Genomic DNA, 14,362 nt, shown 5'->3' with positions numbered 1-14,362 from the left:
CCATTTTCTAGTAGAAGATGGGGCTTTTTGTTTAATCATCTGTTTTCAGTGGCGATTTTTCCCAGAGTTTAAAAGCTTGTAATGCTTCGTCTCTCAATAATTGTTGAATGGGCAATTTCCTTTTCTCTAAGGGCTTATTCAGTTCGTCATAAAGCAAGTTGTCATCAAAGTCTGCAGTGGCTGCATCATGTCTTGTATTTCCATAATAAATGGCTGCTATTTTAGCCCAATAAATGGCACCTAAACACATTGGGCATGGCTCACAACTGGTGTAAACAATGGCGCCGCTCAAATCAAAGGTTTTTAGTTTTTTGCAGGCCAATCTAATTGCAGCAACTTCGGCATGTGCGGTAGGGTCGTTGGTGGCGGTTACCTTATTCGCACTTTTGGCAATTACTTTTCCATCTTTCACTACAACTGCCCCAAACGGACCACCTTGGTTTTTGTTCACATTCTGCTCGGAAAGACGGATGGCTATCCGCATAAATTTTTCGTGTTGTTTCGTTTGTTCCATCAAATATCGTGTACAAAAAAAATGCCCCGATTGCTCGGAGCTTTTTTATGATTTTAAAAACTAAATGAGATCAGCTGTTATTTTTTGTTCTTTTTATAATCTTCGTTTAGGCCAGTAATTACAGCACTGGTTACATCTAAGCTTTCATCAGCAAATAAAATAGCGCTATTGCCTTTTGAATAAGTTAATACCATTTTATAACCTTTGGTTTTGGCATATCCTTTTAAGTAATCTGCCACTTTGTTGTACAATACTTCTTGCTCTTTAGCTTGCTCATTTTGAAGCGCTGCACCAGCATTTTGTTGGTAAGCTTGTAGTTCTTGTTGTTTACGTGCTAATCTTTGCTCTGTGGCCGCTCTTTGGTCGGCAGGCAAAGTATTTTGTTGTTGTTGGTATTGTTGCACTTCACGTTGGAAAGCTTGGGTCTTAGCAGCTAGATCACCTTCGGCAGCTTTGCCTTTGGTTTCCATTTTGGATTTAAGCTCTTTGAAATACTCGTATTTGGTTAACAATGAGTCTGAATTTACATAAACAATCTTCTCATCTCCAGCAACTGCCGATGTAGCTGTTTTAGTTGCTGTTGCATCAGCTTTGTTATCCTTATTTCCACAAGCAGTTAGTACAGAAACTATTGCTATTGCAGTAGCTAAACTGCTTACTTTTAATGTTGTTACTTTCATTATCAATCTATAAATTTTAACAAATATAAAAATCAAAACGGACTATCCTAAAAAGTCCTGTTTTTTAATCAGATTTTGAACAATTTTAACACTCAAATAGTTATCCACATCTGCCTTAATTAGCCAAAAAATGGTTATTTTTGATTCTTTAAGTATTAAACAAAATTATGAGCGAAGAAAAAGATTTAAAGTCAAATTATTCGGCAGATAACATACAGGTTTTAGAGGGTTTAGAGGCGGTTCGTAAACGTCCTTCTATGTACATCGGCGATACCGGTGTGAAAGGTTTGCACCACCTGGTTTACGAGGTTGTAGATAACTCAATTGATGAGGCATTAGCAGGTCACGCAGACACCATTTATGTAAATATTCTTAAAGACAATTCAGTAAGGGTTGAAGATAATGGTCGTGGTATCCCTACTGGTATCAATACAAAAGAAAACAAGTCGGCTTTAGAAATCGTAATGACGGTTTTGCATGCGGGCGGTAAATTTGATAAAGACACTTATAAAGTTTCTGGTGGTTTGCACGGTGTAGGGGTAAGTTGCGTTAACGCATTATCAACACATTTAAGAGCAGAGGTACACCGTGAAGGTAAAATTTGGGTACAAGAATATAATATTGGTAAACCATTATACGATGTAAAAGAAATCGGAACTACGGAGAAAAGAGGTACAATTGTAACTTTTAGTCCAGATCCAACCATTTTTACACAAACTACAGAATACCGTTATGATACTTTGGCTTCTCGTTTACGTGAGTTGTCATTTTTGAATAAAGGAATTAGTTTGACCTTAACAGACGAACGTGAGGTAAATGATGATGGTACTTTCTTGTCTGAAGTATTCAAATCTGAAGGTGGCTTAAAAGAATTTGTTCAGTTTTTAGATGGCACTCGTCCTTCTTTAATTCCTGAGCCAATTTACGTAGAAGGAATTAAAAACGGTATCCCAGTTGAATTGGCGATGCAGTACAATGATAGCTATTCTGAGAATGTGCACTCTTACGTAAACAACATCAATACGCACGAGGGTGGTACGCATATTGCAGGTTTCAGACGTGGTTTAACCCGTACCTTAAAAGCATATGCAGAGAAATCGGGCTTGCTTAAAAATGTAAAATTCGAGATTACGGGTGATGACTTTAGAGAAGGTTTAACTGCTGTGGTTTCGGTAAAAGTACAAGAACCTCAATTTGAAGGTCAGACCAAAACCAAGTTGGGTAACTCTGAGGTAATGGGTGCGGTAGATGTGGCCGTAGGAGAAGCTTTAGGTATTTACTTAGAAGAATATCCAAAAGAAGCTAAAATGATCGTAAACAAGGTTATTTTGGCTGCTACAGCTAGAGCTGCTGCTCGTAAAGCTCGCGAGATGGTACAGCGCAAAAGTGTAATGGGTGGTTCTGGTTTGCCAGGAAAACTAGCCGATTGCTCTGATAGCGATCCAGAAAAATGTGAGTTGTACCTGGTAGAGGGCGACTCGGCGGGTGGTACCGCTAAACAAGGTCGCGACCGTAATTATCAAGCTATTCTTCCACTTAAGGGAAAAATCCTTAACGTAGAAAAAGCAATGGAGCATAAAATTTACGAGAACGACGAGATTAAAAATATGTTTACCGCTTTAGGTGTAAGTATAGGAACGCCTGAAGATGATAAAGCATTGAATTTAACTAAACTCCGTTACCATAAAATTGTAATCATGACGGATGCGGACATTGACGGATCGCACATTACCACGTTGATCCTCACTTTCTTCTTCCGCTACATGAAGGCATTAATTGAGGCAGGTTATGTTTACATCGCTGCGCCACCACTTTATCAAGTTAAAAAAGGAAAAGACTTTGAATATTGCTGGAACGACCAACAACGTGATGCTGCGGTACAACGTTTAAAAGGTGCTGGTAAAGAAGAAAGTGTACATATTCAACGCTATAAAGGTTTGGGAGAGATGAACGCTGAGCAATTATGGGAAACTACCTTAAATCCGGCAACACGTACCTTATTAAAAGCAACAATAGAAAATGCAGCAGAGTGCGACCATACTTTCTCTATGTTAATGGGCGATGAAGTTGCTCCACGTAGAGAGTTTATTGAACGTAATGCAAAATATGCAAAGATTGATGCTTAACCTTTCAATCTCTTAAGGTATTTTATAAATAAAGCCCTTTCTATTTCAAACAGAAAGGGCTTTTTGCTGTAATGGTGGTGCCTTATAAAATGTAGTAAGAACCAATGCCCGCTTTTTCTAGTTGTGGCATATCCTCGTAAAGCTTGTGGTCGTCCAACATTTGATAGAGATCCTTTTCAATATTTCTACAAATGGTTGTAGTGGGCGTATCGGTAGGTTTGTTCTCAAATGGATCTTGTAAATGGATAGCCATTTTTTCTACCAATAGAAAAAATGTGGAGATGGCAATCACCACAGGTACTTCCATGTAACCGAAATATTCAATCAGCCCAAATGGTAGCAATAAGATGAATAGTTGAATAGACATGTTAATGTATTTGCTATAGGTAACCGGAAATATGGTGTTTTTAATCCGTTGAGAACCTCCCATATGGTTACAAAGTGCCGTGATGGATTGATCCATCTGAATTTGTTGGTACTTGTTGATCCAGCCCTCGGCTAGGGCCTTTTTAAGGTCCATGGCATGTAGTTCTAACAAGGCAACAGTTACATTTCTTTGATTTTTAATGCTGTTAAGCTCGTTTTTGTCTAAATGCTTTTCAATTCCTTTATGAGTGTTGAAACCTCTTAACGATAAGCTTAAGGCATTGCACCAAGCAATTTGTCTTTTAATAAATCGCTTTTTGAATTGTTCAATTTCATCAAGGTCATAAGGGTTCTCAACAAATGACAATATTTGTCTAGAAATGGTTCTGGAATCATTCACAATTGCACCCCATATAATTCGGGCCTCCCACCATCGATCATACGCCTGATTAGATCTAAAGGCGAGTAACAATGAAATAATTGTGCCTAATAAGGCTGGCACTGCAATTGGAATGGAGATTCGGGTGACGTGAAAATTTTGGTAAAGGACAACGATACCTATTGAGTAAAGGATAACGAATATCAATTCTTTCTTTATCTTTCCAAAAATATAGCTTAGTGGGATGTTATTTCGTAGCAGCATGAGATAAAGTTTTAGATTTAAAAATTAAGTACTTAAGATTTTGGTGGCTTTTTCAGGTATTCTTGTTTCGAATAACTTTTCTGCATTGGCAAATTCTTCTGCGTCCAGTTCTATCACATTGTAACCACAACGATTGGTTAAGTGAATAGGGTTGATGCTGTACTTGTTGATAGGGTGGAAATTGTAGTTTTTTGGGTAAGCAATAAAGCTCGGCGCTATTCTCTCTAAGAAGTTTTTAAAGGCCACTACGGTACTGCCATAAAAATATTCAATGCCTATAAATTGGATGTCGTTAGGGTACTTTTCTTTGTAATGAGCTATTTGATCATAAAATTCTTGACTGATATTCTCATAATCTCTACTCCTGCGGCTCAACATTAACATATCAGTAATGGAATCCGATAATTTGAAAGCATGTAAAAAAATAATACTGATAGTCTCAGGTTTGTTGGTAAGTACCAAAGTGTCGATGATCGTTAGACTTCCTGCGTTGAAATCTGTTGGAATTAATACTGTTTTCATGATTTCTTGTTTAATGATTTTGAATAATTATTCTACAAGTTTAGCATGAGCGTATTGGAACCAAATAAGAGCGAGATTAGAATGGGATTAGAATTTTAAAAAATCTTGTTTAGTGGGTAATAACACCTTAATTTCTGTGCCTATTTTCTCTTGTGAGCTGATGGCAATGCTACCACGGTGTAACCTGATGATGTTGAGCGATAAAGGTAGACCAACTCCATAACCTTTAAATTCGCTGGTATTAGAAGCTCTGTAAAAAGGCTCAAAAATATGTTGTACATCATCTTGCGGAATACCAATACCTTGATCTTTTACCGTTATGGAAAGCATATTGAGCTTGTTTTCTATGGTAATTAAAACTGGCTTGTAATTTGAATATTTACAGGCATTGCTTACAATATTGGTTATGGCCAATTTGATGAGGTTTTTATTGGCTTTTAGAGTCAACAATTCTTCATCTGGTGGCAGTTTGCTAAAATCTATTTCGATGATGCTCTCGGTATGGACTTGGTTAACAGCAGCCTTGATGTCCCAAAGTAGCTCGTCCATCCTAACTTCCTCCCAAGGTTGATTTTTACCATTGAAACCAGATTGTGCCAAACCCAACAAACTGGTTAAGATATGTTCGAGTCTTTCGGCTTCATCCTTAATTTTGTTTAAAGCTAGCTCTTGACTTTTTTTATCGTCGACATGACGTAGCGCTAGTTCTACTTCTCCGCTAATGATCGTTAAAGGAGTTCTTAACTCGTGCGAAGCATTACTGATGAAGTTATTTTGGGTTTCGAATGCGGTTTCTAACCTATTCAACATATTGTTAAAGGTTTGCGACAATATGGACATCTCGTCACCACCACCTTTAACATCTAACCTTAAGTGTAAATTCTCTGCCTTTATCTTCTTTACACTTTTAATAATGTTCCTTAACGGGTTGAGCATGTAATTTGAGAATTTCCATCCTACAATAAAAGAAAGTAGTATAGATAGGAAGAAACCCGCAATTAATATTTTCTGTAGATCTTTTAACTCTCGGAAACCAAAAGGGTCATTGGCTGAAATGATCACGATGTAACCTTGTTCTTTATTCCCAAAATATTTGCCTGCATAAAAATGGTTCTCTTTTCGGTAACGAGCCATCTTGCCTTCATTAATTTTTTCATAAAAACTGGAAGGCAAGGGCGTACTTATTTGAGGATTATTTGTTTGTTTATGGTCTCTTTCAAGAATATATTCTTTTTCGTCTGGAAGTCGTTCTAAATACTGGTTACGTACTTTTTCTAGAATACTTTTGCTTGTTGAGGTTTTAATCTGTGCAGTAATATTTACCCTGGCTTCTAGCCGTTTGTAAAAATCTTCAAAAGCAAATTCGTTAGAGAAATACCATACAAAACCACTTAATAAAGAAATGATAATGGCCGATAATATGGCAAATAGGAAGGTGATTTTTTTAGCGATTTCCATTTATATTTCTTTGAGTACATAACCCAGCCCAATTACGGTATGTATCAGCTTGTGCTGATTATCCTTATCTATTTTTTTGCGGAGGTAGTTGACATAAACGTCTACTACATTGGTTCCCAGGTTAAAATCGATGTCCCAAACATTTTCCAAAATGTCAATCCTAGAAAGGATTTTATATTTGTTTTTGGCCATGAATTCTAATAAGCGATATTCTGTAGCTGTTAAATTAATGGCTTCATTGTTGCGTTTAACGGTCTTTGCAGATAGGTTAACCTGCAGATCTGAAATTTGAATGAGCTCATCATTTTGGCTTGTATCTTGGTACCTTCTCATCAACATCCTGATCCGTGCAAAAAGCTCTGCAAATTTAAATGGTTTGATCATGTAATCGTCAGCACCATTATCAAGTCCATTTACCACATTTTCTGTAGTGCCAAGCGCAGTAAGCATAATGATAGGGAGATTTGGTTTCTCCTTTTTAATGAGCTTGCACAGGGCAATTCCATTGAGGCCCGGAAGCATAATGTCTAATATAATTAAATCGAAATGATTGTTTTTGGCCATTTCTGCACCGATAAGGCCATCGGGCGCCACACTAATCTCAAAGCCTTCAGCTGCTAATCCTCTTGAAATGATAGAGACAATACTTGGCTCGTCCTCAACAATTAATAAATTCATCGTTAACAAATATTCTAAAAATTAATATAAATCAAAATCTTAACACTTAAAAGCTACCTATTGTGCTGTTTTTTTAACACAAATTGGACATAAGAGTGCTAAGCATTAGATCTGCTTAAATAATTATAAAATTTATATATATAATTTTCTTATGTATATAAAAATATTTATATTTGTTTCATGGCAGTAAATAACGAACTATTTAAAGGAACATTACAGACCATTATTCTTAACCTACTGGCAGAGAATGATCGGATGTATGGTTATGAAATTACGCAGAAGGTAAAAGCAGTTACGCAAGGACAGCTCATTTTAAAGGAAGGGGCTTTATACCCCGCTCTGCATAAATTGGAGGCCGAAGGTTTATTAGAGACGAGTACTGAAGTTGTTGAAAATCGTGTACGTAAATATTATGCCTTATCTAAAAATGGGGAAAAGGAGGTGGTGAATAAATTGCAGGAAGCCAAAGAGTTCATTGCACAGTTGCAGCTATTGTTAAACTTAAAGCCGTCATTGTAATGGAATTAACAGAAGAGCAAAAGGCCGAGATTAAGGATTACATCATAACAGTACCAAAGTATAGGGAGACATATAATGAACTTTACGATCACATTTTAAATTCCTTAAAAGATAATGTTGGACCTTATCACATAAATAAGGTCATTGCTATTATTAATGATGAGTTTGGTGGCTTTTCTGAAATTTTAAGCCAAGAGAAAATTTATCAAAAGGAGCTAGGGAAAAAATATAACACCTATTTTCGATTGGAAATGCTTCATACTTTCAAATGGCCAGAAATGCTCAATAATCTATGCTTATTAGGTCTTTGTTTGTTGATCTATAGTGGTGCTAAGGATGAGGAGTTTAATATGATGCCTATGTTTTTAGCGAGTATTATTTGTGTTGCTGGCGTTGCTTTATTTGGGTTTCTGAAAATATTATTGAACAAGTTTAGATGGTTAAAATATTCAATTTTAGATAATTATATAGGCTATTCCTGCTCGTTTGGTTTCGTTATTATGAATTTCTTTTTGCTCAATTTTATTGGTAAAACTAGTTTTTTTACAATAAGTGACAGTAGTAAATTGATCATCACCTTATCTCTGTTCTTTTTTTGTAGTGTATATGTAAGAGCTTTTATGAGGTTCTATCAACAAAAAATTAAAATTTTAACAGTACAATAATATTCTTATGGAATTAAGTTCAATAGAAAAAGAAGAAATAGGAGCATATATTTTTACGATAGGTAAGTATATCGAAACCTATAATGAGGTATATGACCATGTACTCAATACACTTGTAGAACTCCCCGGAGCTTATCACCTCAATTTGGTACAACAAATAATTGAAGTTGATTTTGGCGGTACTGCGGCAATCAGAAAACAGGAGAATATTTATCAGAAACAGATTAAAAGGAGATATCTCAAATTGATGGGTTTAGAGATGTTGTATACTTTTAAACTTAGGCATATACTTCCAAACCTCATTTTATTGTTGTTGTGTTATGTATTGTATGTAAACAACACCAATTTGTCTGTATTATTTAAAACGATCTATTTAGCCATTTGTGTTTTGATTGTATTGGCAGGTGTGTTCTGTATTATCTATAGGTATATCATTCATCGCAAAACAAAAAAAGATTCGATCAAGAGTGAGTTGATATTCGGTTTATTATTTTTGCCAATAGGCTTCATCAACATTCTTTTTAATGTGGTAATAACGAAAGAAAATACCAGTATTGCTGTAAATACGCAGCACATCATACTATTGGCACTTTTTTTTGTGATCAGTATTTACATCAGGGCTTTTATGAAATTGTATACAGAACGAATTACCGTATTAGCTATTTGATAGTTGCTATTAATCTGCTCATGATATAAAAAGGGGTGTTTAAATACAAATTTAAACACCCCTTTTCTATTAAAATTGATATTGAAACGAAACTTAATTCCCTTTTTCAGATTTCTCCTTCAAGAACTTCAGTCCGGCCTCAAAATCTTTTCCTATCATTCCGTCCATAAAAAGTCCCATCCATTTATCCATCGTGCCTTTGCTTTCTCCACTCATAGTCCAAGTTACTTTGTTACCATTACCGTCTTTAGCAATCTCAAAATTGGTATTGGCAAGACTTTCAAACGGTTTAATAAATTTAAGCTCGATGTTAACAGATTTGTTGGCTTCAACACCTGTAATTTTCATTTGGCCACTACCTGTTTCTTTTCCTTCCCATTGGTATAAATGTTCAGGTTGGGCAACTGGGCCACTAATGGTAGTTTTTGCAGTTGGTTCCATTTTAGCCCATGGATTCCATTTGAGAAATTCATTAAAATCTGCAATGTTTTTATAAATTACACTGTCTGGCGCATTAATTACTGCGCTTCTATTAACAGAGTAGGTTTTAGGCAGCAAAAGCCCGCCAACGAAGAAAATTAAAATCAATACGAAGATAATTCCTCCTAAAATTTTCAGCAATTTCATATTTAAGTTTGTTTGGTTTACTTAAAGTTAGTAAAAACATCTTTATTTAAAAATGTTATTTTATGCTATAAATTTCACTTTGGAGATGATCTTCAATAGTTTATCTGTTAGAGTTAAACAATTTTACAGGTTGTTTTGATAATAATATCTAATAGATTTCGCCATTCTGGTTAATGTATACAACTTTGTCGTTAAGTGAAGCTTTGGCCCTACCATTTGTAAAATCGTCAATCGAATCGTACATAATTGGGGTTAGGATATTACCGCTTTTGTTAATTATCCCCCATTTATTGTTTAGCATCACTCTTGTAATGTTGTTTTTAAAAACAGATGGCCAATCGTAGGTAAATGGAATAACCAATTTCCCATTGGTGTCCATAAAGCCCCATTTGTTTCCCAATTTTATAGATGCTCTTTCGTCAGAGAAGAACATGGCATCATCATATATTATCGGAATAATGAGTTTACCATCTTGGTTGACGAAACCTTTTTTTGTATTGATTTCTACTAAAGCTAATCCATTATTAAAAGCCCAGGCACCATCATAAACTAAAGGCACCACGATATCACCTCTTTGGTTGATATAACCAAATTTGTTGTTTAAGCCTACAACAGCTCTTCCTTGGTTGAAATCTTCGGCATAATCATATTTTGGGGCAATTACTACTTTGCCTTTTTTATTTTTAAAGCCATACTTATTATTCAGGCTAATCAATGTCAATTCATCATCTACTCCATAAACAGATTTGAAGGTTTGTCTATTGGTCTCTTTCGCATGTATAAACGAGATATTCAAACTACAGATCACAGCTAAGGTTAATAATACTTTTTTCATATCGTTAGATTTTACGGTTGTTAAGTTTGATTTGTCTAAGTCAAACTCTTGTCCAATCTTTTTTATAGAAAAATTAATATTTGATTATTTTACTGTGAATCAGTTTGTTACGTGTGTGTTTTTTGTCGATTTATATCGATTGTGAACTACTTTAAGTGCTTAATTAAGAGATGTTTGAGAAATAAAGTCTACGACCGTTTGATATGACTATTTCTTTTATCGAAAATCCATTTGAAGGGATTAATCGATTTTACTTTTAAGTTAAAAGCCCCAATACTCTTTGAAGCATTGGGGCTTTTGGTTATTTATATTTGGAGATGTCTTTAGTAGATTTCCCCGTTTTGATTAATGTATACCACTTTTCCGTTAAGAGAAGCCATTGCTCTACCATCAGCAAAATCATTTACCCAATCGTACATCATTGGTGCAATAACATTACCGTTTTTATCAATTAATCCCCATTTGTCATTTAATTTAACTCTGGTAAAACCATCTTTGAAAATAGAAGGCCATTCGTATTTAAATGGAATAACAGTTCTTCCGGTCATATCGATAAAGCCCCATTTATCTCCCAATTTTACAGAAGCTTTACCTTCAGAAAAATACATTACATCATCGTACATCATTGGGATGATCAGTTTTCCATCGCGATCGATAAAACCTTTTTTGTTATTTATTGTAACAATGGCTAAACCATCTTTAAAAGAGCTTGCAGCATCATAAACTAATGGAATAGCTTCATTTCCGCTCATGTCAACAAAACCAGATTTGTTGTTTAGGCTAACTTTAGCTCTTCCTTGTGCGAAGCTGTCAAGAAAATCATACTTTAATGGAACGATGGTTTTCCCTTTTTTATCTTTATAACCGAACTTATTATTGATACCGATTAAAGTCAACCCTTCAGATGCGGCTACTATGGTTTCTGTATTGTTAGTTCTGAAATTTGTAAATTTCGGTGTTTCAATTGCAGGTTTTGTCTTCTCTGTATTTTTTGCGATCATTGAAGATGCTGAAGCCGAAAACTTATTAAGGTTTTCCGATTTAGGATCTACAGTCGTTTTTTCAGTTTGTGCTTTAGTTAAAGTATAACATAAAGTGATGGCTAGGATGAATGCTAACTTTTTCATAATTTTTTAATTTGTTACGACTAAAGCAAGGCAAAATGCTATCCAAGATCACAAGGTAAAATAAGTCGATTTGTATTTTATTGAAAATCAATAAGTTAATAAAATTTCTTAAAAGATTATATGTTTTTTCTCTAGAAGAAAATTATTTTAACTGAGACAATTGCGGATTAAAATCCCCAAAATTTCTCAATTTTGCTTTTTGAACGAAAGAATGTGGGGTGTTTGGAAGATTCTAAATACTGTCTTCTGTTGTAAGCGATTGTAAATTAATATTTTGTAGAATTAGTTAACAATCTTTATTGAGGGTTTTTATTTGTTTTTTGCTGGCGCACCTTTTAAGGATAGATCTTTTAAGTTCACTCTTATCTTTTGCATAAAATCTGCTCCCGGATCAGTTTTCCCAGTTTGATAGTTAGGATCTGCTTCTTTCCATAATGGAGTTTGCTTAAAAGCAGTGTACTCGTAATGTCCGATTAAGTATTGGATTTTGTATTTGGCAGCAAGGTATCTCACCAATTGCTCATTTGCCAAGAGTTGTGCCTCGGTAAGTGGGAAATCATCACTTCCAACATTTTCTACACCAATGGCGCAATAATTTAGGCCAATTACATGGCGGGCAAAATTGTTTTCAGGCATTAGTCTATAGATGGTGCCATCTCTGTCTATTAAAAATTGAGACGATACATTTAAATTACTTGCTCCAGCAATGGCTTTACGATCTCCATCTAAGGTAGCATGGTTAAACGCATTAAATGTAGAAGAGAATGTTTTGGCCCCTGTCCAGTGTAAAACAATCATTACTGGCTCAATTGTTATTGTTTTTGCTGGAATTTGATGCCTTTCTTTAAGGTATTGTAAAGAGAGTTTTATTCTTGTAGAATCGAAGACAATGGGTTTGTCAATAATTTTAATGTTTTGGTTTTGAGCGAAAGTAAAAGAAGAACTCAATAAGAGTACAAGAAACAAGAGTTTGGAATATGTTTTCAAAAAAGAGCTGCTTTTAGCTTTCATGGTCCAATTTACTTATAAAATCTTAATAATCTTTTTTGGTAGTCTATTTTGGCATGGAACTGCATTAAAATATCTCCACCAATAATCCCTGCAATTGCTGGATGTCCCAATTGTAAATAGGTATCAGTTACACTTTGTAGATCTAAAGCTACAGCATGGTAACCTTTTAAGCGTAAACCTCCAATTTTAAGTTGAGGGATAATGCCATGTAGGGTTTCTGTTGTACTAAAAATAGTGGCCGCTTGTGTTTCTTCGCTCATGGAAAGTTCTTGGATGTGTTTCTCCATCAAAGCCTTATCAAAAACAGATCTTGAAGCACCTGTGTCTACTACGGCAAATAATTTTTCACCAAAAACGACAATTTCCACCAAAAGATGGAAACCGTCGTCTTGTAAATTAATTAAAGTTAAAGGAACAGTAATTGTTCTCATATATCAGGTTAATTGGTTAACTGTTAATTCGGTTAATTGTTTAACAATGCGGCAGCGCCTAAGCAGTTCATCAATTCGAACAGTTACCAATAAAATCAATTAAATCAAATTCATTTCTGCTAATACGTTGTTCATGTTACGTACGGCATCAGCACTTTTGTTAAATGCAGCTTGTTCTTCATCGTTTAATTTGTAATCGATGATTTTTTCCCAGCCATTGCGACCGATAATTACAGGCACACCTAAACAGATATCTTTTTGACCATATTCGCCATCTAGAGCTACACAACAAGTAAATAGTTTTTTCTCGTCGCGTACAATTGCTTCTACCAATGCCGCTCCAGCTGCACCAGGTGCATACCAAGCAGATGTACCCAATAGACCAGTTAATGTTGCACCACCAACCATAGTATCAGCAGCAACTTTTGCTAAAGTAGCTTCATCTAACAATTCGCTAACAGGTAAACTTTGGTAAGTTGCATAACGGGTTAATGGAATCATTGTAGTATCTCCGTGGCCACCAATTACAAAACCTTGTAGATCGTTCGAATTGCAGTTTAATGCTACACTTAAATAATATTTGAAACGAGAACTATCTAATGTTCCGCCCATACCAATAATGCGGTTTTTAGGTAGACCTAATGATTTTAATGCCAAATAGGTCATCGTATCCATTGGATTACTGATCACTACAATAATGGCATCTGGAGAAAACTTTAAAATGTTTTCTGCAACTCCTTTTACAATACCAGCATTGATCCCGATCAGTTCTTCACGGGTCATCCCTGGTTTACGTGGCAAACCAGAGGTAATTACAGCAACAGCAGAACCAGCAGTTTGGCTATAATCGTTGGTTACGCCTTTGATTTTGGTATCGAAACCTAATAAGGTAGCAGTTTGCATCATGTCTATGGCCTTACCTTCTGCAAAACCTTCTTTAATGTCTAACAATACTAACTCTTCAGCTAGTTCTTTTCTTGCAATGTTATCTGCACATGTGGCACCAACTGCACCAGCTCCTACAACAGTTATCTTCATATCAATTTTATTTGGAATTTTATTTTTTATTAAGCGTAGTAGAACAATGTATAACTACCAGCGCCTTGGGTAATGATTAATATATTTTCTTTTTTAATTTGATGGGTATTGATGAATTCAACAATGTCCTTTTTAGGGTCCCAACTATTAAATAATTCAGCTTTTAACTCCATTTAATTTCTTCTTGCCTAAGGTATAGATTTGCTTCTTTTTAACAAAATGGTTTGTCCAATTTTTAAAACTTTATTACAGTGAAATGGTTAATCTATTTGCAACGAGTATCAAGACATAAGTATAAAGTATCAAGATGGAAGTATTAAGATATGAGATGTGAGACTGGAGATGTGAGTAACAAGTATCAAGATAGGAGTATCAAGTATCAAGATGTGAGTTTCTAGATATGAGATGTGAGTAGCAAGATATAAGTATCAAGTATCAAGATGGGGCGACTTAAC

General features: G+C 35.2%; 17 protein-coding genes. 4 read left to right on the top strand and 13 right to left on the bottom strand.

Features of this window, described 5'->3' with window-relative positions; genetic code table 11:
* Positions 1 to 31 precede the first annotated feature (31 nt).
* Positions 32 to 514, bottom strand: coding sequence for a nucleoside deaminase (locus tag AQF98_RS12150; protein WP_055132238.1), 483 nt, complete (start codon positions 512 to 514; stop codon positions 32 to 34).
* Positions 515 to 591: 77 nt separating this feature from the next.
* Entirely contained in the window at positions 592 to 1,194 is a 603-nt protein-coding gene (locus AQF98_RS12145; protein ID WP_055132237.1) for an OmpH family outer membrane protein, read from the bottom strand.
* 167 nt (positions 1,195 to 1,361) lie between these two features.
* Between AQF98_RS12145 and gyrB the strand changes: the two genes are divergently transcribed.
* Positions 1,362 to 3,320 carry a DNA topoisomerase (ATP-hydrolyzing) subunit B gene (gene gyrB, locus AQF98_RS12140; protein WP_055132236.1) on the top strand — a complete coding sequence of 653 codons (1,959 nt, stop codon included), beginning with the start codon at positions 1,362 to 1,364 and terminating at the stop codon, positions 3,318 to 3,320.
* A gap of 82 nt (positions 3,321 to 3,402) precedes the next feature.
* Here the strand turns inward: gyrB and AQF98_RS12135 are convergent, their stop codons facing one another.
* The 4 genes from AQF98_RS12135 to AQF98_RS12120 all read right to left on the bottom strand — a co-directional run bounded on the left by AQF98_RS12135 (position 3,403) and on the right by AQF98_RS12120 (position 6,987).
* A complete protein-coding gene (locus AQF98_RS12135; RefSeq protein ID WP_055132235.1) occupies positions 3,403 to 4,329 on the bottom strand; it encodes a bestrophin family protein in 927 nt (308 codons plus the stop codon).
* Between the two features lie 24 nt (positions 4,330 to 4,353).
* On the bottom strand, positions 4,354 to 4,851 hold the full coding sequence (locus AQF98_RS12130) for a hypothetical protein (RefSeq protein WP_055132234.1): 498 nt from the start codon (positions 4,849 to 4,851) through the stop codon (positions 4,354 to 4,356).
* Positions 4,852 to 4,938: 87 nt separating this feature from the next.
* Positions 4,939 to 6,309, bottom strand: coding sequence for a HAMP domain-containing sensor histidine kinase (locus AQF98_RS12125; protein WP_055132233.1), 1,371 nt, complete (start codon positions 6,307 to 6,309; stop codon positions 4,939 to 4,941).
* Positions 6,310 to 6,987 carry a response regulator transcription factor gene (locus AQF98_RS12120; RefSeq protein ID WP_055132232.1) on the bottom strand — a complete coding sequence of 226 codons (678 nt, stop codon included), beginning with the start codon at positions 6,985 to 6,987 and terminating at the stop codon, positions 6,310 to 6,312.
* 180 nt (positions 6,988 to 7,167) lie between these two features.
* Here AQF98_RS12120 and AQF98_RS12115 point away from each other — a divergent pair, with 180 nt between their 5' ends.
* The 3 genes from AQF98_RS12115 to AQF98_RS12105 are packed head-to-tail and all read left to right on the top strand — an operon-like array spanning position 7,168 to position 8,838.
* Positions 7,168 to 7,506, top strand: a complete 339-nt coding sequence (locus AQF98_RS12115) for a PadR family transcriptional regulator (protein WP_055132231.1) — start codon at positions 7,168 to 7,170, stop codon at positions 7,504 to 7,506.
* Entirely contained in the window at positions 7,506 to 8,171 is a 666-nt protein-coding gene (locus AQF98_RS12110; RefSeq protein ID WP_055132230.1) for a hypothetical protein, read from the top strand. Before AQF98_RS12115 ends, AQF98_RS12110 begins: the two co-directional genes overlap by 1 nt.
* A gap of 7 nt (positions 8,172 to 8,178) precedes the next feature.
* Positions 8,179 to 8,838 carry a hypothetical protein gene (locus tag AQF98_RS12105; protein ID WP_055132229.1) on the top strand — a complete coding sequence of 220 codons (660 nt, stop codon included), beginning with the start codon at positions 8,179 to 8,181 and terminating at the stop codon, positions 8,836 to 8,838.
* Positions 8,839 to 8,931: 93 nt separating this feature from the next.
* On the opposite strand, the gene AQF98_RS12100 is transcribed toward AQF98_RS12105, so the two are convergent.
* The 7 genes from AQF98_RS12100 to AQF98_RS22160 form a co-directional block, all read right to left on the bottom strand.
* Positions 8,932 to 9,465, bottom strand: coding sequence for an SRPBCC family protein (locus tag AQF98_RS12100; protein WP_055132228.1), 534 nt, complete (start codon positions 9,463 to 9,465; stop codon positions 8,932 to 8,934).
* Between the two features lie 148 nt (positions 9,466 to 9,613).
* Positions 9,614 to 10,300 (bottom strand): WG repeat-containing protein, encoded by a 687-nt coding sequence (locus AQF98_RS12095; protein ID WP_055132227.1) that lies wholly within the window; start codon positions 10,298 to 10,300, stop codon positions 9,614 to 9,616.
* Between the two features lie 323 nt (positions 10,301 to 10,623).
* Complete coding sequence (locus AQF98_RS12090; RefSeq protein WP_055132226.1) at positions 10,624 to 11,427, bottom strand: WG repeat-containing protein; 804 nt, start codon at positions 11,425 to 11,427, stop codon at positions 10,624 to 10,626.
* Between the two features lie 309 nt (positions 11,428 to 11,736).
* On the bottom strand, positions 11,737 to 12,414 hold the full coding sequence (locus AQF98_RS12085; RefSeq protein WP_235524224.1) for a peptidoglycan recognition family protein: 678 nt from the start codon (positions 12,412 to 12,414) through the stop codon (positions 11,737 to 11,739).
* A 32-nt stretch (positions 12,415 to 12,446) separates the two neighbouring features.
* Positions 12,447 to 12,869 carry a retropepsin-like aspartic protease gene (locus tag AQF98_RS12080; protein ID WP_055132224.1) on the bottom strand — a complete coding sequence of 141 codons (423 nt, stop codon included), beginning with the start codon at positions 12,867 to 12,869 and terminating at the stop codon, positions 12,447 to 12,449.
* 99 nt (positions 12,870 to 12,968) lie between these two features.
* On the bottom strand, positions 12,969 to 13,907 hold the full coding sequence (gene mdh / locus AQF98_RS12075) for a malate dehydrogenase (protein ID WP_055132223.1): 939 nt from the start codon (positions 13,905 to 13,907) through the stop codon (positions 12,969 to 12,971).
* Positions 13,908 to 13,936: 29 nt separating this feature from the next.
* Positions 13,937 to 14,080: a hypothetical protein gene (locus AQF98_RS22160; protein ID WP_161805867.1), complete on the bottom strand. Its 144-nt coding sequence runs from the start codon at positions 14,078 to 14,080 to the stop codon at positions 13,937 to 13,939.
* Positions 14,081 to 14,362: the final 282 nt, after the last annotated feature.

Origin of the sequence: Pedobacter sp. Hv1, assembly GCF_001412215.1 — a bacterium.
Classification (GTDB): Bacteria; Bacteroidota; Bacteroidia; order Sphingobacteriales; family Sphingobacteriaceae; genus Pedobacter.
This window is presented reverse-complemented; position numbering and strand designations above follow the sequence as displayed.

Coding starts and splice junctions, on each gene's coding strand:
- AQF98_RS12150 (WP_055132238.1), bottom strand. CDS start 514: ATGGAACAAACGAAACAACACGAAAAATTTATGCGGATAGCCATCCGT.
- AQF98_RS12145 (WP_055132237.1), bottom strand. CDS start 1,194: ATGAAAGTAACAACATTAAAAGTAAGCAGTTTAGCTACTGCAATAGCA.
- gyrB (WP_055132236.1), top strand. CDS start 1,362: ATGAGCGAAGAAAAAGATTTAAAGTCAAATTATTCGGCAGATAACATA.
- AQF98_RS12135 (WP_055132235.1), bottom strand. CDS start 4,329: ATGCTGCTACGAAATAACATCCCACTAAGCTATATTTTTGGAAAGATA.
- AQF98_RS12130 (WP_055132234.1), bottom strand. CDS start 4,851: ATGAAAACAGTATTAATTCCAACAGATTTCAACGCAGGAAGTCTAACG.
- AQF98_RS12125 (WP_055132233.1), bottom strand. CDS start 6,309: ATGGAAATCGCTAAAAAAATCACCTTCCTATTTGCCATATTATCGGCC.
- AQF98_RS12120 (WP_055132232.1), bottom strand. CDS start 6,987: ATGAATTTATTAATTGTTGAGGACGAGCCAAGTATTGTCTCTATCATT.
- AQF98_RS12115 (WP_055132231.1), top strand. CDS start 7,168: ATGGCAGTAAATAACGAACTATTTAAAGGAACATTACAGACCATTATT.
- AQF98_RS12110 (WP_055132230.1), top strand. CDS start 7,506: ATGGAATTAACAGAAGAGCAAAAGGCCGAGATTAAGGATTACATCATA.
- AQF98_RS12105 (WP_055132229.1), top strand. CDS start 8,179: ATGGAATTAAGTTCAATAGAAAAAGAAGAAATAGGAGCATATATTTTT.
- AQF98_RS12100 (WP_055132228.1), bottom strand. CDS start 9,465: ATGAAATTGCTGAAAATTTTAGGAGGAATTATCTTCGTATTGATTTTA.
- AQF98_RS12095 (WP_055132227.1), bottom strand. CDS start 10,300: ATGAAAAAAGTATTATTAACCTTAGCTGTGATCTGTAGTTTGAATATC.
- AQF98_RS12090 (WP_055132226.1), bottom strand. CDS start 11,427: ATGAAAAAGTTAGCATTCATCCTAGCCATCACTTTATGTTATACTTTA.
- AQF98_RS12080 (WP_055132224.1), bottom strand. CDS start 12,869: ATGAGAACAATTACTGTTCCTTTAACTTTAATTAATTTACAAGACGAC.
- mdh (WP_055132223.1), bottom strand. CDS start 13,907: ATGAAGATAACTGTTGTAGGAGCTGGTGCAGTTGGTGCCACATGTGCA.
- AQF98_RS22160 (WP_161805867.1), bottom strand. CDS start 14,080: ATGGAGTTAAAAGCTGAATTATTTAATAGTTGGGACCCTAAAAAGGAC.